The sequence below is a fragment of the Brumimicrobium aurantiacum genome, from assembly GCF_003402975.1.
Lineage (GTDB): Bacteria > Bacteroidota > Bacteroidia > Flavobacteriales_D > Crocinitomicaceae > Brumimicrobium > Brumimicrobium aurantiacum.
Map to the genome: position 1 here is coordinate 436,251 of NZ_QURB01000002.1, position 21,382 is coordinate 457,632.

A 21,382-nucleotide genomic window follows, 5' to 3' on the forward strand; every position below is an offset into this window, starting at 1 on the left:
ATAGAATTTTAATATTTAATACTCTCTTTAACGGAACTACCTATTTAAAGGTTGGCAATTAATATATAAACTCTAATTATATCTATAATTAATTAATTCTGATTTTATTTGTTTACTTTAGACTCTCAAAACCAAACAAATGAAACAAAAGTTTATTTTCAAAATTACATTGACAATTCTCATTCAATTTTGTTTCTACTATGGATTTTCTCAAAAAACAAACTCTATTTTAACTAATTTACCTACGAATTTTAAATATCAGGTAATTACAGATTCAATTCCTGCTAATAATTTTCTTGCTCAGTCTTCATCTTTTAATGAAGGAAGTCAAAAATTAAATATAGGATGTTCCCCCACTGTTGAGGTTGAATTAGATTTTTCATTGGTTATCTCTCATCCTTTTCTTTTTGACTGGAACCATTATAAAAAAGATGGAAGCATGATCATATACGCCATTAAGAAAAGTTTTCTTAAGCAAGATTCTACAGTTCTCAAAGCTTTAGATGATTACTGTTTTTATGGTCAAATGAACTATGCTCACGTCACAGAAACACATATATTATTTCTTTATTCTAAATATACTAATTCCCGCCATTTTGCTGATCGTTTGAAAAACACTTCCATGTGGAAAATGATTTTAGATCCTTTAGAAGTAAGCTTACAATCTGTTGATTTTATCACGAATGAAACACAAGATATTGTAGAGGGAGTAAATGGATTTCACGAAAAGAAAAAGATTATAGGAAAATACAAACTTTGCTCAATGGCACTGCCTGCACGAAAGATTCAGAAGGATAATAAAGAATTAAAAATCTCTCAAGGCTATGAAAATTGTAACACCATACTAAAGTTTAAACGTAACGGTAATGCTAAAGCATATTCAGCTAACGAAGGTAGAAGACTGTTTCTTGGAAATTGGAAGTGGAACATGGATAGTCAATACATTTATATAGATAAACAAAATACTAGAGGAATGTCAGGATATCAAATCGTAGGACCTAAAAGAATCCTTTCATTAAATAATAATTCGAAAGACGGAGTCATTTTGTATCCATTTCCATGAAAAAACTCAAAAATATGAAGTTATCAATGTTATTATTATTCATCTTCATGGCGACTAACTTAATTGGGCAAGATGATTGCAAACTTTGTAAAACCATTTCAAAAGGTCAATTTAATAAGATGGAACACATTGTAAAAACTGAACTCTTAAAATACAAATATGGTACAATCATCAAATCACCATCGGCGAGTTACACCAATTATGATGATTCCTACGATACAATTGTAGCCTGGTTAAATTCTAAATCATGCGTTGAGCAAGCCACGTGGGACAAATGTCAAGATAAAATCCAGCCTTACCCCAACTTTTCTAGGTTGGGATTCCGTTTAAAATCGGGTGATGAGTTTGTTTTTCATATTCAACAAGGACATTCCAATAACTTAAAAAACAGATTAAAATTTAGAGAACGACTTTATTATCTTTCTATGACAGAAGATAAAGGATTCGTGAAAAAGCAAATCACTCTTTGTAAAGGTCATTAATAATCGAACCAAAAACACTTAAATTTAAATCAATTATTCACAAAAATTTAATAATTATTTCTTATTGAAGGCTGTGGTTTTAACGCTTAAAAAGAACTTAAAACTGTTTAACCGGATAATTTTATAGACGAAACCCATTTACTATAAGATTAATTATATATATTTGCACGGATTTTAAATACTAATTATGAATTCTGTCGAATTAACAAAGAATCAAAGAATATCAAATTCGGTTAACATATTTGCGTTTCTATCTATTATAACTGCAATTGTATTTTTAATTTTCAAATTATGGAGCGAATCTAAATTCATGACAACCACCATGATACCAGATTATACTGTTCTTTATATGAATAAAGCCGAAATTAATTTAATTGCATTTCTTATCGGTTCAACAATTCCAGCACTCTATTTTAGATTTAGAGGACAGCACTTAATATCAACTGTATGTATTTCTGTATTTTACATTATGGGACTTTTCTTTAAGAACTCAGTTGATATTATCGAAAACTGGTATGCTCTTGTATAATTCAAAAAGAAATATTTAAATAAACTTAATCTATTTTTTACCTTGTTCAGTAAGTTATTTCTTAAAAATACTTGCTAAGTCATACAATGATTCAACAGTAAAATAATTTGAATGACTTTTTGGATGTATATACACATTGATCATTCCTGCTTTATCTCCAAATTGCATATCACTGATTGAATCCCCTACCATAATTGATTTTGAAAAATCAATCGTTGGAAAATCTGATTGAGCCTTCTTGGCCATTCCTATTTCAGGCTTACGCATTTCACTATTTTCTGCTGCTAGTTGAGGCGCATAATAAACAGCATCTATTTTTCCTCCGGCAGACCTAATTTTATCTAAAACTTCATCATGGACTATTTTCAAATCATCATGAGACATTAATCCCTTCCCTATCCCCTGTTGATTAGTTACAATAACAATTCTGTGAAAGTATTTAGAAAGTAAAGCAATAGCTTCAATGGCACTTGGAAAAACATCTAATTCATCCAAGTTTTTCACGTAATCATTGTCTAATTTTCGGTTTATCACACCATCGCGATCCAAAAACAAAGTCCAGCTTTCATCTACATTTGAAAATAGATTTTCATAATTTTGGTTACTTTCCATTTGCTATTTTTTTGTTTGTCTATAAAGTTCTAGGATGTTATTGACTAAAATCTCCCAACTGTATTTCTTCTTCTCTTCCTTGATTCCTTCTAATAGAATATTCTGATCTGTTTGTTCGTAAAAACGTTCAATTGACTCAGCCAAAGCAGATTTATCAACTGGTACGACAAATCCTACTTTACCGTCTGGACACATTTCTTTCAATCCACCAACATCAGTCACAATCATTGGTTTATTAAAATGATATGCGATTTGTGTAACACCACTTTGGGTAGCAGTTTTATACGGTTGAACAACAACATCTGCAGCACAGAAATAATATTTCACTTCAGAATCCTGAATAAACTCCTCCACATGAATTACCTCTTCCGTTAATTGATACTTTTCTATCAACTTCAAATACTTTTCCTTATCCGTGTAATATTCTCCTGCAATAATCAATTTAATTTTCTTGTCCCTCAATCGTTTTTCAGCGAAGGCTTCCAATAAAATATCCAAACCTTTATATTCTCTGATTAATCCAAAGAACAGCATATACTTGAATTCTGGATCTAATTTCAAATAGCGTAAAGCTTCTTGTTTTTCAATATGTTCACCAAAATTATCGAAGATGGGATGCGGAGAAATCAATCTAGGTTTTTGCTGATCAAAAGTAGATAAATCCTCTTGAACCACTTTTGTCATGGATAAAAATGCATCAACTGATTTCACAAAGTACTGAGTAAACATTTTATCCCCAATTCTTGACTCATGGGGAATCACGTTATCCAAAATTGAAATTACTTTTGTGTGCTTATTGCGTTTAACAACACGCAAGATCGTTCCCAAACATGGTCCCATAAATGGCAACCAAAATCGAGGAATAATAATATCAGGTTTTTCTTTAGCAATTTGACGTCCAACTTTTAACCAGTTTAATGGATTCACGGAATTCACTGTACGTACAATATTTAAATCGTAGGTTGGTACTTCGTCAACAAATTGAGTTTTTCCTGGAAATAAAAACTGTGGATATTGCAAACTAAAAGTATGTATTTTTACTTGATGCCCCTCATCCTCTAAGGTTTTGGCTAATCTTTCATTATATACTGCCAAACCTCCTCTATAAGGATACGCTGGACCAATAATTACAATTTTCATACTTTTAATAACTCTTAAATTTCGGCTGAAACAATTTTGTTTGCGTCCTGATTTATTGACAAACATCACGATTTTTTTTCAAAAACAATACTATTTCAAGTCGAAATATTGAAGTTTTAAATCTCCTAGAGAAGGCTTTGCTTATAATCGACAAAAAATCACAGAAAAAGCAAACAAATACCAATCAAATTAATGAGAATCCTTAATTTTATAGCACGAAAATAATTTTAGAAAATATGATAAAAAAAGTTGCAGTTATTGGTGCAGGAACAATGGGAAATGGTATTGCTCATGTATTCGCACAATTTGGATATGAAGTATCATTGGTTGATATAGCTCAAGAATCGTTGGACAAAGGAATGGCTACGATTGAGAAAAATCTTGACCGTATGGTTAGCAAGGAGAAAATCAGTGCAGATGACAAAGCTAGTACAATAGGTCGTTTAACAACATTTACTTCTACAGAAGAAGGAGTTAAGAATGCAGATTTAATCGTTGAAGCAGCAACAGAGAATGAAAGTTTAAAATTCAAAATTTTCGAACAACTGGATAAATTTGCTAAACCAGAAGCAATTTTAGCAACGAATACATCTTCAATTTCAATTACAAAAATTGCAGGCGTAACTTCTCGTCCAGACAAAGTAATTGGAATGCACTTTATGAATCCAGTTCCAGTAATGAAATTGGTTGAGATTATTCGTGGATATTCTACTTCAGACGAGGTAACTGACTTAATTATGGAAACTTCAAAATCATTGAAGAAAACTCCAGTTGAAGTGAATGACTATCCTGGTTTTGTTGCCAACCGTATTTTAATGCCTATGATCAACGAAGCAATTATCACATTGAACGAAGGCGTTGCTGGTGTTGAAGAAATCGATACAGTAATGAAATTAGGTATGGCTCACCCAATGGGACCATTACAATTGGCTGATTTCATCGGATTAGATGTTTGTTTAGCTATTATGGAAGTACTTTACGATGGATTAGGTAACGATAAATACGCACCTTGTCCTCTACTTGTGAACATGGTAGCAGCAGGTAAAAAAGGTGTTAAATCTGGGGAAGGATTCTATGACTGGAGTCACAAAACAAAAGATTTAATTGTTGCTGACAATTTCAAAAAATAAGAATTAACTAAACAGGATTGAAAAATAATTTGATATCCTAAATAATTTAGTTTATACTAATGCAAGTACCTTAATATAGGTACTTGCAATTTTTATATATAACTCTTTCATTGAACTGGTATTATTTGTGTAACAAATCAAGATCTTAAACGTTATAAAGTTATGAGACTATCCATTTTATTTTTATTCGCATTTTTAATTTCATCATTTTCTTTCTCACAGGGGAATGAATCGAAACTTCGTGAAAAAGAATTAGAGCTTTCTCAATTATTGGCAGAATTAAGATCTGTAAAAGAGGATGCTAAAATTGATGATCTCAATGCTGAATTTAAAAAAGAATTTAAACGTGCATTATTAATTGACGGAGCTTTTGATTATCCTTTTGAATCCTTAAGAACAGTTGGTAAAATTCACTCTCAAGATAAATTGGTACGCGTGATAACATGGAACGTTCAATATGAAAATTTGGCGTTCAACTACTCTTCTTTCATCATGAAAAAGGATGAAAGAAGGAATAAAGTTTATGTTACAGAATTAAATCGACAACAGCAGCCGTATTCTATGATAGAAGGAGAATCTGTAACCGATGAAAATTGGTATGGCGCATTATACTATGATATTATCGATGTTAAACGAAGAAGCAGAACATTTTACACCTTACTTGGATATGATGCAAACAATCAATCAAGTTCTATAAAATTGATTGATGTGCTTTATTTCACTGGAAGTAAACCAAATTTTGGTTACCCTCTTTTCAATACTAAAAACGGAAGAGCACGCAGGGTTATTTTTGAACATTCGGCAAAAGCGACAATGTCTTTAAAATATGATGACAAGCGTGAAAAAATCATCTTTGACCATTTGACACCAGAGTCTCCAAATTTGAAAGAATTTAGATCATATTATATTCCAGATATGTCATATGATGCTTTTAACTGGGATGGAAAACAATGGAATTTAGAAGAAGATATAATTGCAATCAACAAAGAAGAGTCTGACCGAGTAGAATTAAAAGCCTACGATTCAAAATTAGATACCGTTGTCACAGTTCCAGTAAAGAAAAAATGGATTAATCCTGAAGATCCAAATTCAGCAGTGAGCGGTGGAAAACACCAAGCGATAACACCTGAGGATATAGAAGAAGGCAATTCAAAAAAGAACAAAAAGAAACGTAAAAAAGAAAAAAAGAGAAAATCTAGTTATCCTCCTTCAAATATTGGAAGACCATAGATTGAAGTAAATCCAATTGGTGAGGTCACGAAAATTTTCGGAATCATCCCTCATCAAATTTAAATTGTCAGTTACCTAGGGATGATTTCAATCACTTACTTCAATAGATTCGAGAAATTACTCCACTATTAAAGATGTTTTAAATACTATCGGTTGGATTTATTTTAAATTTATAAAAGTTGAATTTTAAGTCCTTGAAACGACTCGTGGCTGAGCGTACTATTTCTATTGAATGTTTGATAAATTCCACCTCAATAAAATTTGACTCCAATTAAAAACACATTTTTATTGCGTTGACCAGATCCCCTATTCTGACCAATTTCTCACAATAAAATCTGATTAAAATTAACTTAAGAAATTAAGTTATTTTATAAAGTTTCTCACTTATGTTTGTCTTATCCTCGGTAGGAATAGTCAAATAAAATCCTTATTTTCGCACTCTAAAATTTTAACCTTATGTCAAAAAACACAGTCCTTAAAGAGGAACCCAATAAAATAGATTTCGAAGACTTCAAAAAAGAAGTAATTGCTGATTATGAATTGGCTTGTATTTCTCGTGAAGCATCTTTGCTTGGAAGACGTGAAGTCTTGACTGGGAAAGCAAAATTTGGAATTTTTGGTGATGGTAAAGAAGTCGCTCAAATAGCTTTAGCTAAACAGTTTAAAGATGGTGATTTTAGATCAGGTTATTACCGTGATCAAACCATAATGATGGCAATCGATCAACTGAATGTTCAACAATATTTTGCTGCCCTATATGCTGAAACAGATGTTAATTTAGAACCAGCTTCAGCAGGTAGACAAATGGGAGGACATTATTCTACACGTAACATTGACGAAAACGGTGAATGGAAGAATTTGATGGAACAAAAAAATAGTTCTGCAGACATCTCTCCTACTGCTGGTCAAATGTCTAGATTATTAGGATTAGCACAGGCATCAAAGGTTTATAGAAACCATGATGAGTTAAAAAACATAGAAAAATTCAAATCATTTTCAAACGGAGGTAACGAAGTTGCTTTTGGAACAATCGGAGATGCAAGTACATCTGAAGGTCAGTTCTGGGAAGCAATGAACGCTGCTGGTGTACTTCAAGTACCAATGGTAATGTCTGTTTGGGATGATGGATATGGAATTTCAGTTTCAAAGAAATTTCAAACCATAAAAGAAAATATTTCTGAGGCATTATCTGGATTTAAACGTACAGAAGAAAAACCTGGTTTTGAGATTTTCAACACTAAAGGTTGGGATTATCCACACTTATGCGCAACTTACGAAAAAGCAGTTCGTTTAGCGCGTGAAGAACATATTCCAGTTTTGGTTCACGTTGAAGAGGTAAATCAGCCACAAGGTCACTCAACTTCAGGATCTCATGAAAGATATAAATCTGATGAGCGTTTGAAATGGGAAAAAGAATTTGATGCTTTAGCGAAATTCAAAGAGTTCATCGTTAACTTTAAGGGAGAAAACGGCGAAACGATTGCCAATGAAGAAGAGTTAGATACTATTCAGAAGGCGGCTAAAAAATCTGTAATGGCTCAAAAGAAAGCAGCTTGGGCTGATTTCAGAAATGGTGTCGGTGCAGATTTCAATACAGCAATTCAATTGATGAAAAACGTAGCTTCTGAAAGTGCTAACGGAACATTCATCAATAAAGAAATCGAATCTTTAGAAAAGGAGTATGAACCAATTCGAAGAGATGTTTTCAATACTGTAAACAAAGTTTTACGTTTAGTACGTGGCGAAAAAGGTGATGCAAGAGCACAACTGATTAACTGGTACAAAGGGAAATTAAAAGAAAATAAGGAGCGTTATGGATCACATCTACACTCTTCTTCAAAATATGCTGTAACAAACATTGAAGGTGTTGCTCCAACTTATGGAGACGATGAAAAAGTGGATGATGGAAGAATCATCCTTCGTGATAACTTCATGAAATTGTTTGAAAAGCATCCAGAAATCATCACTTTCGGTGAGGATACAGGAAAAATTGGTGGTGTAAACCAATCAATGGAAGGAATGCAAGAGAAATTTGGTGAATTACGTGTTTCTGACACTGGTATTCGTGAAAACACGATCCTAGGTCAAGGAATAGGTATGGCCATGAGAGGTTTGCGTCCAATCGCTGAGATTCAATATTTAGATTACCTATTGTATGCAATTCAAGTTATTTCTGATGATTTAGCAACATTGCAATACCGTACAAAAGGTGGACAAAAAGCACCTGTTATTATTCGTACACGTGGTCACCGTTTAGAAGGAATCTGGCACTCTGGTAGTCCAATGGGAATGATCATTAATGCTGCTCGAGGTGTGAATGTTTGTGTACCAAGAAACATGACTCAAGCCGCAGGAATGTACAACACATTGATTGAAGCAGATGAACCAGCTTTGGTAATTGAGCCATTAAATGGTTACCGTGTTAAGGAACCAGTTCCAACGAACCTTGGTGAATTTAAGGTTGAGCTTGGAAAAGTTGATGTGGTAAAAGAAGGTACTGATTTAACATTAGTAAGTTATGGTTCAACTTTCAACATTGCTGAAGGTGCTGTAAAAGAATTGGAAAAATCTGGAATTAGCGTTGAATTAATTGACGTTCAGACCTTATTACCTTTTGATTTAGATCATACCATTTCTAAGTCATTAGAAAAAACAAGTCGTTTGATGATTGTTGATGAAGACGTTTCAAGTGGAGCATCTGCATATATTTTAGATCAAATATTAGTGAAGCAAAAAGCATATTACTTATTAGACAGTGAACCTGTTACAGTAAGTGCAAATGACCATCGTCCGGCTTACGGAACGGATGGAGATTACTTCTCTAAGCCAAATATTGATGACATTTATGCAGCAGCATATAAATTGATGAATGAGGCAGATCCAAAAGAGTTTCCTTCTTTTTTGGATTAATAAATAGTTAAAATAGAAAAGAGCGTTTCGAAAGGAACGCTCTTTTTTTTGTGCTTGAATTTTGATAAAAAAAAATGAAATGACTCATGATTATATTCTGAATAATTAAGTGGTTGAAACCACTTTTGGATAGAATTTCGTTTCTATTAGTGAGGGATGAATTCCTCACCAATAGTACGTTAAAAAATAATATTAATTATTTATCAGATATTTATTCTTTATATATTTCTATCTGTTTTTAGAATTTCATAAATCATAGATAACTATTCGATTCCATTGATGCGGGATTCATCCCGCATTCAATGAAATTTGTACAAACTTTAGCCGTTTTAACGGCTTTAAATTTTGAGTTATTTTATTTAGAGGCCCTTCCCTCCTAATATTATGTTTTCAAGACAATTAATTTATACACATTAAACGCATTATTTAATTAATTTCTCTACTTTTCCAGATTCAAAAATGAGGTACTAAAAAAAATATTTGAATTTTTATTACTCATTAATGAACCTTAAACATTATCGTTTGTACAGTACACTTATAACAACAAAATAGCAATGAAACTCCAACATATTCCTTTACTTTTTCTTCAGATTTTCTTGATTAATTCTTCGCTTAATGCACAACCTGAAGAATTGCCAATTTTCAGACAATATCATGCTACAGATACACTTGAAAATCAAAACTTCATTGGGCATCTTTTTGACACAAAAGATTTAATCATTCGTGATCAAGAAAAGGATACGATTGAAATCGTTTCCTTACGAAAAGGAAAAAAACATGGGGAACGAAAAATCTTCTATAAAAGTGGTCAAGCAAAAGCAATTGCAGAATATAAAAATGGATTTCTCGATGGAGCTGTAAAATACTACCAACAGTACAATCAATTATTGACTAAAATTGAACATTATAAATCATTTCCAAAGCAAGACACGTCTTTGCTCGATGGTAAAACTACCATTTACCGTAACGGAACTGAAATTCAAGAAGAATATGAATACGCTGAGGGATTAAAAAACGGTAAATATCGTATTTTCAATTACAATGGAACATTAAAAGAGGAAGGTCAACTTGAGAATGGAATCAATGTTGGCAGAAGACTTTCCTACGATGGTAATGGAAGGCTTAGAAAAGATGAAAACTATAAAATCATAGATAATCCAAACTACATCCAAATAAAGCAGCGACACCAAGAAAAATACGGTGAAGTTAGACATAAAGAAATCGTACATATTCCACAAAAAAAAGCTGTATTAGACGGAACTTGTCGTTATTATTATAAAGATTTCTTAAAAACAGAAAACGAATTCTTAGAAGGACAAAAACATGGAACTTGTAAAGAGTATCACCAAAACAGTACTACTTTAAGTTCCGTCAATGAATACAAGAATAATTTACGTCATGGTGCATTTGTCAATTATTTTGCCAATGGTAAAGTCAAAAGTAAGGGAATATATTACCGTACAATTAAGGTTGATGATCAAGTCTATAACAATGTTTATGATGGAGAAATTATACATTACAAAGAACGTAAAATGCCAGATGGTTCAATGCAAATCACAAAAGACCGTGTTGAACACTGGGATAATTACATGAAAAATGGGGTCTTTGAAAATTACTCTTACCATAATGGAACATTAACACAACGTACAATTTACAAAGACAATTTAAAAGCAGGTTTAGAACAACGATTTGATCAAGAAGGAAACAAAAGCTATGAAGCAAATTATGAAATTGTAACGGTTAACGGAAAACAGATTTCTCAAAAAACTGGAACCGAAAAGGCATGGAATAATGGGAATCTAAGCTATGTTAAACATTGGAAAAGTGGGAAAGAACATGGAATTACAACCACTTATTATGCCAATGGAAATATTGAACGAAAAATGACTTTTGTCGATAATGAACTAAAAGGGCCTTATCAATCTTATTATGAAAACGGTCAGTTAAAGGAAGATTTAAATTATCAAAAAGCACCCTACTCTAGTTCAAACATGCATGTAGCTTGGAATAGAAAATATGACGAAAATGGAAAGCTTACCAATATTTTTTATGCACAAGGAAAAGATGAAAAAAGTATAAACTTGGCCTTTGAAAATGGTCAGCCTACCGAAATCTTGTTAGCCAACTCCTTGAGGTTTATGATTAACAAGAACAAAAAGCTAAAATCTGTTCATTGGATCAATTACTCTAGACCTTATCTTGGTTTCGATAATTTCAGTAATGGTCAATTAAGACGAGTTCATTTTAATGCTAATGGATTTAATCCTGCATTGGCGAACTTTACAACAGAGGGTAAAATCATCCAAGTTTATACCAATACTGGACAAAATGTTAGGAATCAAGAATTAGAAAACATTGCCCAAGCCATTGCAGAAAGTCAAAATCCAGACTGGAACAATGAGAACCTTGTTACTGAAGGATTCACCAATAAAACACACCAATGGAAGTTTGCTGATGGAACTCCATTTTTCAAAGTTTCATTTAAAGACAGTTTACCAGATGGCATTTGGACCGTCTATAGTCCGATCACCAAAGACACCATTTACAGACAAGAATATTCAAATGGAAAACCTATTGGAAATTGGTTCGAAAAAACAATTGATGGAATAAACTTGAATCGTTCTAGTTATCATGAAAATCATAAAATCAAGAAAAATATCCGCTACATCAAAGATGGCATTGTAAAGGAAATTAAAGAAACCGACAAAAACGGAAATGAGATTTACTATGCAGAATATTTTGAAGATGGAACAATCCACAATTGGAGAAAACCGAAAGAAGAAGCCTATTTATACATGCGAAAAGAAGGTGATACCTCAAATTACAGATATTTCGATACACGAGCAGATTCTATTCAAATAGAACGTCAATTTTACGCAGGAAACCAATTAAAAACCATTCGTAAAAACAACATTACAACTGGTCGTGGTGAAGTTCGCACCTATTATGAAAACGGACAATTGAACACGCTACATGAAATGAAAGATAAGGTGGCACATGGCGTTTACAAACGATTCAGAGCCAACGGAGAACTTTGGACCATCGGTAGTTTCAAAGAAAAGAAAAGAGATGGAAAGTGGATCAATTACGACGAAAATGGTAAAGCTGAAATCAGTAATTTTAAAAATGGAAAAATTGTCATTGAAGAAAATTTAGGAGAAGATGATTTTTGTAGATGTTACGATACTAGCCTGCAAACTGGTTCCATTGGTTATGCCGGAATGCTTTCCCACTTTGAAGAATACGAAAATGTTGTCAAGTATTTCCCAAAGAAAATTGTTCCGATCGACAGCTTAAATTATGATCATATATTCTACCTTGGGTTACAAACGGACAATAACCGTTCGGGTGGTTACACCAGTTTTAAACTTTTAATGTTTAGAGATTTCTCTTTTCATTATCCAGCACAGAATTATCTAAAATTTAACTTAAATCCATGTAGAACGACCGGTTACATCAGCAACATGAGAGGTGAATTTAGCTACCAATTCAACAATGAACGTACGATGAATTCGACGCTTTACGCAAAAAACATCGCCATTGGACTAAATAATAACCCTTTAATGCAAAGTAATGGAAATGCTTACACTGTGAATTTTGATACAAAAAGAATTCGTTTTAATGAAAATGACATTCAATCCATCACTTTTAATGAAGCTGAAACAGTTTGTTATCCTCCTGGCATAATCAACTCAATACTGCAGATTGAAATTAAAAAAGCAGCATTAAACTACAATCGTCCAAGTTTAAATACTTATGGGCTTCCACTCTTTCCCAATGAGGCTAAACAGTTTTACGGATTTGAAATCACTGTAGCCGATCTTGAATTTCAAATGGAAAATCTACAGAAAACAAAAATTCACGCAAGTGCTGAAAGAATCGTCGCAGGTGCGAATTATGTTGCTGGTAAAATCAAAGTTGAAGGAAATCTAAAAGAAGAAAATGTATTCATTTTAAAGAGCAGTAATACGCCAGTTAAAATTGATGAAATACAACGATTTTTAGAGCAAAAAGGATTTTACAGAGTTAAAATTGAGCAAGAGAACGATGCTTTATACATCGAATTTTTTACAGAAAAATAAAGCATAATAAATCATGAAAAATCCAAAATATTTAGTTCATCCATTGAAAAATAAATTCAACATGAAACACGCCTTCCTTTTTATTCTTTTGTTCTCTTTTACCATTTCAGTAAAAGCACAGTTTACCGACATTTATCAAAATAAGAAATACGAAATTCACAATTTGGTACTCAAAGCTGAAATTAAAGCTGCCTACTCTCCGAGTCAGCTAGAAATCGTACAATCCAGAAATGAAGAAAAACCTGAAGATTGGGCTAAAGTAGAGGATAAAATATTTGATATCGCTGTGAATCAAGTGAAAAATGAGATTTCTTTTTTTAAAATTCAATCTAAAGCCATAGACTTTCGCAATCGCATTCAAGAATGGAAAAGAATCAACGGAAGAGACTCCTATTCTACGATGCAGCCTAACTTCACCTCTATTGATATAGATTTAGTAAGTGTTTTAAACAATTGTGCTGTTTACGCCATGAAATTCAATTTTGTGATCAACAAGAACAGCTATTATGGTGACGATGAAGCAGTGATTACACAATATTATTTTGCAAATTTCAAAAAAGGTACAGTTACTCCATTTAACGAGCAATTAACGCAAGAACAACAAAATAAGCTAAAGGATTTATGCTTGAATCGATTCAAGAAATTATACCTCTTACAAACCCAAAAACTTGCGTTAGATGAGTTAGATAATGATGAAAAAATGAACCTAGACCACAATTCAAGTTTCGCATCAAAAATCTTCTTTTCAGAAGCCATTATTTATCCGTATTTGGCAGGAGTTATTGTTGAATTCCCTCAATACTCAAATTCGTCAAAGCTCTTTTTTAATTATCCTGTTCGTGTTTTCCTTAAAGGCAATGATGTTCAGCAATTATTAAAGGACTTTCCAATAATTGAACCGGCCTTCAGTAATCCATTGAAAGCACCGACACCGAATCAAATAGAACAACTAAACAATGATGAGAATTTCAATTTGATTCGTTTTAGCACTGCTCCTAAAGAACTTGATATGTTAGAATATTTAGATCCTAAGAAATCGATTTATACCCTGTCTATTGACAACATTTACCATAGAGATACAACACAAACAAGACAATCAACCAAAAAGTTTTTCTTCAACAAACAAGGTTTGGTTACAGCTGTTGAAACAAGAGACGGGAATGATAAATTATTTAGAGAAGAACGTTTCACATACAATGAAAACGCTCAATTAATCAAGGTTGAAAAAACGAGTCGAGAATCGAATATAGATTTTCACTATTATAACGGTAAAAAGCTAAATTATATTGAAAAAGTCTACATTGACAATGACAGTCGATATGATGAAGATTTAAATGTAAGTATAAATCAAGAACATTTTATCTACAATGGCAACTACCGCTATCAAGTGAAGATTCACCTTACAGATGAGTTTAAGCCTAGTGGATATCAACATTTCAGGTATTTAAAGGAAAATAAATATTGCACGAACTCTTATTGTTTATTGCTGAATGAAAATAAAGATGTTGTTGGAGTTCGTTTAGAAAGAGGTTCACCAATGGACATCTTAACCAATGAAAATAATCAGGCGGTAGAAAGCTTTTTGGATTATGACAGACATCATCATCAATTTAGCTATGATGATCAAAATAGAATTCTTGAATTAAGGTCTACACACGATCGTTCAAATGGTTTGAATGTAAATTATGAATATTCTGATTCCCCTACTCAACCTTTGATTATTAAAGAGGAACAAAGATCATATAGTAATGTGAATTATAGGGAATACATATATCGTTTGGAGTTTTATAATCATTAAAACGATAAATAAATAGTACGCTGTAATAAAAATAATTCTAAATAAAACGACCATGAGATAAAATCTCGCGGCAGCATTTTATTTAGAATTCCATTAGGTAGCACAGGAGTTTTTCAATTCCAATTTTATTCCCTAAATTTAACCTACACAAAAAACTCACGAAAATGAAATCGATTTTACTTCTCTCATTTCTACTCCCTACACTCCTATTTAGTCAAATCACGCATCACTTTTCGAATCAAGATTCAAAATGGCACGTAGCAAAATCATTCACTGCAGCCACCCAGGAACATCCGAGTTTTGTAGCAACTACAACAACAGTTTTTGGAATACAAGGAGACAGCACGATAAATAGCGAAGTTTGGTCTAAAATATATTCTACAAGTGATTCTTCCTTTCAAAACAACCTTGTTTTTGAGGGATTAACAAGAGTTGATAATGATTTGATATTGTACAAAAACGGAACAAACCCTATTGATACGCTTTATAATTTTGATTTAGCAATTGGAGATAGTGTATTTTATGATTTTGACTACTTCACTTCATGGATTCACGTATATGAAATAGAAACCGTTCTGTTGAACGGAGAAAGTTATAGAAAATTCATTTTTACTGAACCAAATGGTCCCACAGCTTTTGATCACTTAAGTGAAGTTTGGATTGAAGGAATTGGGAGTGTTCATGGACCACTTTTTCCAAATACACCAACTAAATTTAGTGAAGAAGTTCCTGATTCATTGTTACTGACTTGTTCTTTCTCAAACAATCAAGACTTCTTTCAGCATCCATCCTATTCTGATTGTTATGTTAATATCACTTTAGGAATTAAAAATCAAGAAGCTTTAGATTTTAGCATTTATCCGAATCCGGTAAGTTCGATATTGACGATTGAGAGTACACAAAATATTAATGGAGAAATCGAGTTTTTTGATGTGAATGGGAAGTTAGTAAAAACGATGGAATCTTTTGATGAAAAGGTTACAATTGATGTTTCTGGTTTTGAGAATGGGGTTTACTTTTTACATTTTGATGTTGGTTCTGGGAAAGTTGTGAAGAAGGTATTGGTTGGGGAATGAAAAACGAATCAAAAGCCTAAGCCAAAATTATTTATGGATTTTATCAATTTCTTCGTATTTTAATTAATGATAAAGGAACAAATTTAAATAACCCTCTCTAAATCAACAATTTTATGACTGGAAAAAAGAAACAAATTGAAGTTGAACAAAAGATCATTGCAATCACATCTCATAATGATGATGATTATATTTGTTTAACTGATATGGTGCGTGGAGAAGAAGGAAATGATCATATTAGAAATTGGATGAGAAATAGAAATACTGTAGAGTATTTGGGCATCTGGGAACAATTAAATAATCCAAGTTTTAAAGGTGTCGAATTCGACACCTTTAAAAAAGAAGCAGGATTAAACTCATTTAATTTAACACCAAAAAAATGGGTAGACAACACTGATGCAATAGGGATTATATCTAAAAGTGGAAGATACGGTGGCACTTATGCTCATAAAGATATTGCTTTTGAATTTGGTGCTTGGATTAGTCCGATGTTTAAACTTTTACTAATAAAAGAATTTCAAAGGTTAAAGAAAATAGAATCTAATCAATATAATTTAGAGTGGGATGTGAAAAGAGTTCTTAGTAAAGTAAATTATCAAATTCATACTGATGCAGTTAAAAATCATATAATCCCTAAATCAACTCAAAAATTTGATAATTTATGGATTGAATATGCTGAAGAAGCAGACTTATTAAATGTCGCTTTATTTGGTTGCACAGCCAAGCAATGGAAAGAGGCTAATCCGAGTCTTTCTTTAAATGGTCAGAACATGAGAGATTTTGCGAGTATAAATGAATTAGCGGTTCTTTCTAATCTTGAATCTATAAATTCCGAATTAATTAGAAATGAAATAAGCAAAGAAAATAGGTTTGAGAACTTGAAAAGGATTGCTATTCATCAGTTAAGGATAATCGATAAACTAGACATAATAAAATCAATCAAAAAACAATCGGACTCAACCTTTTTGGATGCTCAAAATAAATTTAATAAATAGATTTTTTTTAAATTGAATAAATTATGAGATGGTCTTATTTTTTCAAACATTGGTTTACCACAGTGGTTTTGGGAACAATTTTATGCTCTTTAGTTCTGTTTAACGATATTCATATTTTCTGGCTTATGTTCGGTGTATTTTACGTTACCCTATTTTCCTTCCCTACTTTCACGCTTTTGGCCTTTATTTTCCAATATCTAGATAAGATAGCAGTAGAAACAAAAAAGGTAAAAGCTATTCTCATTTTATCCACAATTTCAGGAGTGGTTTTATCGGAGTTAGTAATAGTGCAAAATATTACTTTGGAGATAACTTTAAGTTACTCACTTGCAGCAATTATTTCAGGCATGATATTTAAATTGAAAAGCAAAGAAATTGAAAATATATCTTAATTTTAAAATTATGAGATGGTCATATTTATTCAAACATTATGCAGCGACAGTAGTGTTGGGCTCTATGATTTCTCTTGGATATGAAATTGGTTTAAGTGAAATAACCAGCTATTTTGGTGTTTTTGAAATGTTGTTGATATATATTACTGTTATTGGAACGATTTCAATTCCAGTATTTTTAATAATCCTAATTCTATTTCACTATCTTAAATTAAAAATAGTAGAAGTTGAAATAGCAAGAATTGTAATTATTGGAGTAACTATTTTAGGAATTTTCCTTACGCTCTTTATTCTAGTAAAAAAATTACCTTTAGACATATTTATTCCTTTTTCTATTGCAGCAATCATTTCTGGAATGCTCATTAAACTAAAAAGAAATGTCAATCAAGAAGATATTCCAAACCAATCTAGATTCACTCAAAATGAAGATTAGCAATAAAATTTGGAAGATATTAAACATCCTAATTATCTCAGCCATCCTAATAAATGCCGTTTTAATGATTTTCAGAATCAAAGATCATATCCAAAATCTCGATTCTCCACTTTTACCAAAATACGTTTCAATTTACATGTATGGATCTGATATAAACCTCACCTGTTTTACATTAGGCGCTCTGATTCCTGCGCTATTTCTGACATTTAAAAAACATTACATTTCTTCAATTATCGTGATGATTTTGTTTCTTATTGTAGGGTTTCTATTAAGGGAAAAAATATTAATCTATGAGAACTTTTATTAGTTAACGGAGTATTTATAAAGCAGTTAAAATCAGAGAGTAATTACTTAAAGAGGTTCAATTTAAACGTAATTAAACCTCTAAAACAACAAGAGGGAAAAGTGAATTGATTGGTAATAGGTAGCATTTTACGCTTTTTTTCATGGCAATTCACAATTAATTCGGGTATAAATAATAAAAGAATATCAATAATAGAACTCCAGTTGGTTCTGTCATATTTATTACAAAACTAAATCCACTTCCTAAATTAGACAGCTTTATTATTCAGAATCATAAAGAATTATAATTCATTTGACAAAACTTCATTTATTTCTTATATTATAAACAAGCAATTCATTTTCAAACAATACGATTAAAGATTGGAAACACTCAATCTGATAAATTCTGCTTTTCAAATCTTAACTAAAAAAATAAATATGTTAAACGAACAAAAACAATACAGTCCAGAAAAACTTAAAGACTTTAAATCAATCATTGATAAAGAAATATCAATTGTTGAAAAAGAGCTCAAAAAATTTGAAGAGGATCAAGAAACACAAAAGGAAAAGCGGGCCAATTCCAATGTAGATTTTAATCAAAGTAGTAGACACTTCCAACAACAAGCTAAGAACAAAGAAATAATGAATCGATTACAACAAAGGTTGAAAGAGTTACAATCGGCATTATTAAGAATTGAAAATAAAACCTATGGTGTTTGCGAAAGAACAGGAGAATTAATCAGAGAAGAGCGATTAAAAGCCAAGCCTACTGCGAGATATGATATAGCTCAAAATTAATTACTTTCTAGCTTAACCAACCGCAACCGTCTTCTTCATTCCTTCTTTCAAAAAACCTTCAATCATGTCCTTTGGATGTGTCGTTTTAGGAACTGGAAAATCGAACCAATGTTGCATATCTTTATCATAACCAACATTATTCATAAAGGCATGAAGGGCTTTATTGAGTCCCTCGGTGTATTTTCGGTGATCAGCGCCAAGCGGATCTTCGTGATATAAATCATTTTGGGCAAAACCTTCGAAAGTTGGTCCGATTATTTTGATTCCAAATTCGTCTGGATTTTTTCCTACCGGACTGTGCACTGTGGTTGTAAATTGGTGCCAATAGGCCGACTGAATACAATTCTTCTGAAACAATTGTTTAACGACTTCAAGAGAATCGATTGTTTCTTGTTCGTTTTCAGTAGGAAAGCCATACATTAAATAGGCATGCACCATTATATTGAATTGAGAAAAGTTGTTGGTAACACGCGTAACTTGTGCGATATCTACTCCTTTTTTCATTTTCGACAACAAACGGTCTGAAGCGACTTCTAAACCTCCAGTTACCGCGATACAGCCAGACTTTGCCATTAGTTCACACAATTCGGCTGTAAAGGTTTTCTCAAAACGAATATTCGTCCACCAGGTTATTTTGACATTGCGTTCAAGTAATTTCAAAGCTAATGACCTACACATTTTTGGTGGTGCAGCTTCATCCACAAAGTGAAATCCGGTAATGCCGGTATCAGCAATAATTCGTTCAATTTTATCAACCAAAGCATACGCCGTTGTGTTTTGATAAGTAGCGATATAATCCAAATTAACATCACAGAAAGTACACTGCTTCCAATAACAACCATGTGAAATGGTCAATTTATTCCAGCGGTCATCTGTCCACATGCGGTGCATTGGATTTACGATATCAAGGAAAGAGACATATTTATCGTAAGGTAATCCTTGGTAATTTGGTGCGGGTAAATCTTTGTGATGAAAAATGGTATTCGGGAACTTATTTTTATAAACCACACGTCCTTTTTCAAGGATGTACGTTCTTTCTAGATCCTCTACTCCTATTTCACCTTGCGTAAATTTGGATAAGTTCAATAAAGGACCTTCGCCATCGTCTAATGTGATAAAATCTACCCATTCAAAAATACGTGGATCCTCAAGTGAGCGCAACTCTGTGTTACAATACCCTCCTCCCAAAGCAATTTTAGTTTTAGGAGCAATTTGTTTAAGGTATTGAGCACAACGCAAGGCAGCGAATAAGTTTCCAGGAAAAGGAATCGTAAAACAAACCAAAGTTGGTTGTTCTTGATTATACTTCTCTTCCATTAAATCCAACATACGATCTTCAATGAGTGTTGGCTGGTAATGCAGAAACTCATCCAATTGATTAAAACTACACGAAGCGGTTGCGATTTGTTCTGCATATTTTGTAAAGGCAAAAAACTCATCGACATTGGCTTGTATAAAATCTCCTATTTCTTCAATAAATAAAGTTCCATGGTGCTTCGCTTTATCAATAATTCCGATATCACCAGCTTTCCATGCTATAGCATTATTCACCTTTGATAGTCGGTGTCCTTTAGGTAAAAAGTCCGCTTGAAGAATAACATGAGCAGATTCAAGGTCATTTTTTTGAAGAAACGCGATAACCGTCTCTACACAATCAATATATTTCTGTTTTCGTTTCCAAACTTCAGGAAAATTGAAATTCCCCAGTTCTTCTGCTTCTTTAAACAATTCGTTCAAAAATTCACCTTTGAAAATTTCAGTGAATAATTCGATACTCAAATCAAAATGTTCCACAGAAACTCCTTTCTCTTCCAAGAAACCTTTCAAATAGGCTGTTGCTGGATAAGCGGTGTTTAACTGAGTAAACGGAGGAGTGACTAAAAGAAGTTTTGACTGCATGGTGCAAATATAGGGTTCTCTTTTTATTTCTTGGAGAAAGCTTAGTCTATTTCAATCCACAATAAGGCTGATTGGTAATAGCTTTCTCCACGTTGTAAATAAAAAGGGTCGTTAAAATGCAAGCCCTGAATTGTAAGTTGAAGTTTTGAAGATGGCTTCTTAATCTCCGCCACAGCGTGGTGAGATATTACTAAAAAGCTTATTCTTAAAGCACAAAAAGCCACAGCGTGGCGACATGTTTTTTATGCGCATAATTGCTTCTCATCTCTTTTGTGATTGTGTCACCGCTCTGCGGCTTATCAAAAAACGGTAAACGTTTTTTTTATTAATGTTTCACCCACTCCGTGGGCTTGTTGAACTGACAATGAAGTTTAAGGTACAAAAGCAAAACTTTAAACAAAGGATTTATTAATTGTAAGTTAAAGTTTTGAAAAAATCTTTTATATCACCGCCACAGCGTGGTGGGATGTTACTAAAAAGCTTATTCTTAAAGCACAACAAGCCACAGGGTGGCGACATGTCATTACTTCAAAT

Annotated in this window: 16 protein-coding genes; 13 read left to right on the forward strand and 3 right to left on the reverse strand. The window is 32.5% G+C overall.

Annotation, left to right across the window (positions count from 1 at the left end):
- Positions 1 to 139: 139 nt before the first annotated feature.
- From DXU93_RS05160 to DXU93_RS14955, 3 genes are all read left to right on the forward strand, one after another.
- Positions 140 to 1,063 (forward strand): hypothetical protein, encoded by a 924-nt coding sequence (locus DXU93_RS05160; protein ID WP_116880192.1) that lies wholly within the window; start codon positions 140 to 142, stop codon positions 1,061 to 1,063.
- A gap of 14 nt (positions 1,064 to 1,077) precedes the next feature.
- A complete protein-coding gene (locus DXU93_RS05165) occupies positions 1,078 to 1,545 on the forward strand; it encodes a hypothetical protein (RefSeq protein ID WP_123776051.1) in 468 nt (155 codons plus the stop codon).
- 349 nt (positions 1,546 to 1,894) lie between these two features.
- Positions 1,895 to 2,074, forward strand: a complete 180-nt coding sequence (locus DXU93_RS14955) for a hypothetical protein (RefSeq protein ID WP_123776052.1) — start codon at positions 1,895 to 1,897, stop codon at positions 2,072 to 2,074.
- A gap of 54 nt (positions 2,075 to 2,128) precedes the next feature.
- Here DXU93_RS14955 and DXU93_RS05175 read toward each other — a convergent pair whose 3' ends face one another.
- On the reverse strand, positions 2,129 to 2,686 hold the full coding sequence (locus DXU93_RS05175) for a D-glycero-alpha-D-manno-heptose-1,7-bisphosphate 7-phosphatase (protein WP_116880195.1): 558 nt from the start codon (positions 2,684 to 2,686) through the stop codon (positions 2,129 to 2,131).
- Positions 2,687 to 2,689: 3 nt separating this feature from the next.
- Positions 2,690 to 3,826, reverse strand: coding sequence for a glycosyltransferase (locus DXU93_RS05180; RefSeq protein WP_116880335.1), 1,137 nt, complete (start codon positions 3,824 to 3,826; stop codon positions 2,690 to 2,692).
- A gap of 239 nt (positions 3,827 to 4,065) precedes the next feature.
- Between DXU93_RS05180 and DXU93_RS05185 the strand changes: the two genes are divergently transcribed.
- The 10 genes from DXU93_RS05185 to DXU93_RS05235 all read left to right on the forward strand — a co-directional run bounded on the left by DXU93_RS05185 (position 4,066) and on the right by DXU93_RS05235 (position 18,949).
- The gene (locus DXU93_RS05185) at positions 4,066 to 4,956 is read left to right on the forward strand and encodes a 3-hydroxyacyl-CoA dehydrogenase family protein (protein WP_116880336.1); all 891 of its coding nucleotides are present in this window, start codon (positions 4,066 to 4,068) and stop codon (positions 4,954 to 4,956) included.
- Between the two features lie 162 nt (positions 4,957 to 5,118).
- The gene (locus DXU93_RS05190; RefSeq protein ID WP_116880196.1) at positions 5,119 to 6,186 is read left to right on the forward strand and encodes a hypothetical protein; all 1,068 of its coding nucleotides are present in this window, start codon (positions 5,119 to 5,121) and stop codon (positions 6,184 to 6,186) included.
- 456 nt (positions 6,187 to 6,642) lie between these two features.
- A complete protein-coding gene (locus tag DXU93_RS05195) occupies positions 6,643 to 9,096 on the forward strand; it encodes an alpha-ketoacid dehydrogenase subunit alpha/beta (protein WP_116880197.1) in 2,454 nt (817 codons plus the stop codon).
- 554 nt (positions 9,097 to 9,650) lie between these two features.
- Positions 9,651 to 13,178, forward strand: coding sequence for a toxin-antitoxin system YwqK family antitoxin (locus tag DXU93_RS05200; RefSeq protein ID WP_116880198.1), 3,528 nt, complete (start codon positions 9,651 to 9,653; stop codon positions 13,176 to 13,178).
- A 13-nt stretch (positions 13,179 to 13,191) separates the two neighbouring features.
- The gene (locus tag DXU93_RS05205; protein WP_116880199.1) at positions 13,192 to 14,976 is read left to right on the forward strand and encodes a hypothetical protein; all 1,785 of its coding nucleotides are present in this window, start codon (positions 13,192 to 13,194) and stop codon (positions 14,974 to 14,976) included.
- Positions 14,977 to 15,140: 164 nt separating this feature from the next.
- A complete protein-coding gene (locus DXU93_RS05210) occupies positions 15,141 to 16,052 on the forward strand; it encodes a T9SS type A sorting domain-containing protein (protein WP_116880200.1) in 912 nt (303 codons plus the stop codon).
- A gap of 113 nt (positions 16,053 to 16,165) precedes the next feature.
- Positions 16,166 to 17,044, forward strand: coding sequence for a KilA-N domain-containing protein (locus tag DXU93_RS05215; protein ID WP_116880201.1), 879 nt, complete (start codon positions 16,166 to 16,168; stop codon positions 17,042 to 17,044).
- Positions 17,045 to 17,067: 23 nt separating this feature from the next.
- Positions 17,068 to 17,436: a hypothetical protein gene (locus DXU93_RS05220; protein ID WP_116880202.1), complete on the forward strand. Its 369-nt coding sequence runs from the start codon at positions 17,068 to 17,070 to the stop codon at positions 17,434 to 17,436.
- Positions 17,437 to 17,446: 10 nt separating this feature from the next.
- On the forward strand, positions 17,447 to 17,869 hold the full coding sequence (locus DXU93_RS05225) for a hypothetical protein (protein ID WP_123776053.1): 423 nt from the start codon (positions 17,447 to 17,449) through the stop codon (positions 17,867 to 17,869).
- A 720-nt stretch (positions 17,870 to 18,589) separates the two neighbouring features.
- On the forward strand, positions 18,590 to 18,949 hold the full coding sequence (locus DXU93_RS05235) for a TraR/DksA family transcriptional regulator (protein WP_116880205.1): 360 nt from the start codon (positions 18,590 to 18,592) through the stop codon (positions 18,947 to 18,949).
- Between the two features lie 12 nt (positions 18,950 to 18,961).
- On the opposite strand, the gene DXU93_RS05240 is transcribed toward DXU93_RS05235, so the two are convergent.
- Complete coding sequence (locus DXU93_RS05240; RefSeq protein ID WP_116880206.1) at positions 18,962 to 20,848, reverse strand: B12-binding domain-containing radical SAM protein; 1,887 nt, start codon at positions 20,846 to 20,848, stop codon at positions 18,962 to 18,964.
- Positions 20,849 to 21,382: the final 534 nt, after the last annotated feature.

What these genes read in the sequence shown, in the direction of transcription:
- DXU93_RS05225 (WP_123776053.1), top strand. Translation starts at nt 17,447, where the DNA reads ATGAGATGGTCATATTTATTCAAACATTATGCAGCGACAGTAGTGTTG.
- DXU93_RS05220 (WP_116880202.1), top strand. Translation starts at nt 17,068, where the DNA reads ATGAGATGGTCTTATTTTTTCAAACATTGGTTTACCACAGTGGTTTTG.
- DXU93_RS05180 (WP_116880335.1), bottom strand. Translation starts at nt 3,826, where the DNA reads ATGAAAATTGTAATTATTGGTCCAGCGTATCCTTATAGAGGAGGTTTG.
- DXU93_RS05165 (WP_123776051.1), top strand. Translation starts at nt 1,078, where the DNA reads ATGAAGTTATCAATGTTATTATTATTCATCTTCATGGCGACTAACTTA.
- DXU93_RS05240 (WP_116880206.1), bottom strand. Translation starts at nt 20,848, where the DNA reads ATGCAGTCAAAACTTCTTTTAGTCACTCCTCCGTTTACTCAGTTAAAC.
- DXU93_RS05160 (WP_116880192.1), top strand. Translation starts at nt 140, where the DNA reads ATGAAACAAAAGTTTATTTTCAAAATTACATTGACAATTCTCATTCAA.
- DXU93_RS05205 (WP_116880199.1), top strand. Translation starts at nt 13,192, where the DNA reads ATGAAAAATCCAAAATATTTAGTTCATCCATTGAAAAATAAATTCAAC.
- DXU93_RS05190 (WP_116880196.1), top strand. Translation starts at nt 5,119, where the DNA reads ATGAGACTATCCATTTTATTTTTATTCGCATTTTTAATTTCATCATTT.
- DXU93_RS05175 (WP_116880195.1), bottom strand. Translation starts at nt 2,686, where the DNA reads ATGGAAAGTAACCAAAATTATGAAAATCTATTTTCAAATGTAGATGAA.
- DXU93_RS05195 (WP_116880197.1), top strand. Translation starts at nt 6,643, where the DNA reads ATGTCAAAAAACACAGTCCTTAAAGAGGAACCCAATAAAATAGATTTC.
- DXU93_RS05210 (WP_116880200.1), top strand. Translation starts at nt 15,141, where the DNA reads ATGAAATCGATTTTACTTCTCTCATTTCTACTCCCTACACTCCTATTT.
- DXU93_RS05200 (WP_116880198.1), top strand. Translation starts at nt 9,651, where the DNA reads ATGAAACTCCAACATATTCCTTTACTTTTTCTTCAGATTTTCTTGATT.
- DXU93_RS05215 (WP_116880201.1), top strand. Translation starts at nt 16,166, where the DNA reads ATGACTGGAAAAAAGAAACAAATTGAAGTTGAACAAAAGATCATTGCA.
- DXU93_RS14955 (WP_123776052.1), top strand. Translation starts at nt 1,895, where the DNA reads ATGAATAAAGCCGAAATTAATTTAATTGCATTTCTTATCGGTTCAACA.
- DXU93_RS05235 (WP_116880205.1), top strand. Translation starts at nt 18,590, where the DNA reads ATGTTAAACGAACAAAAACAATACAGTCCAGAAAAACTTAAAGACTTT.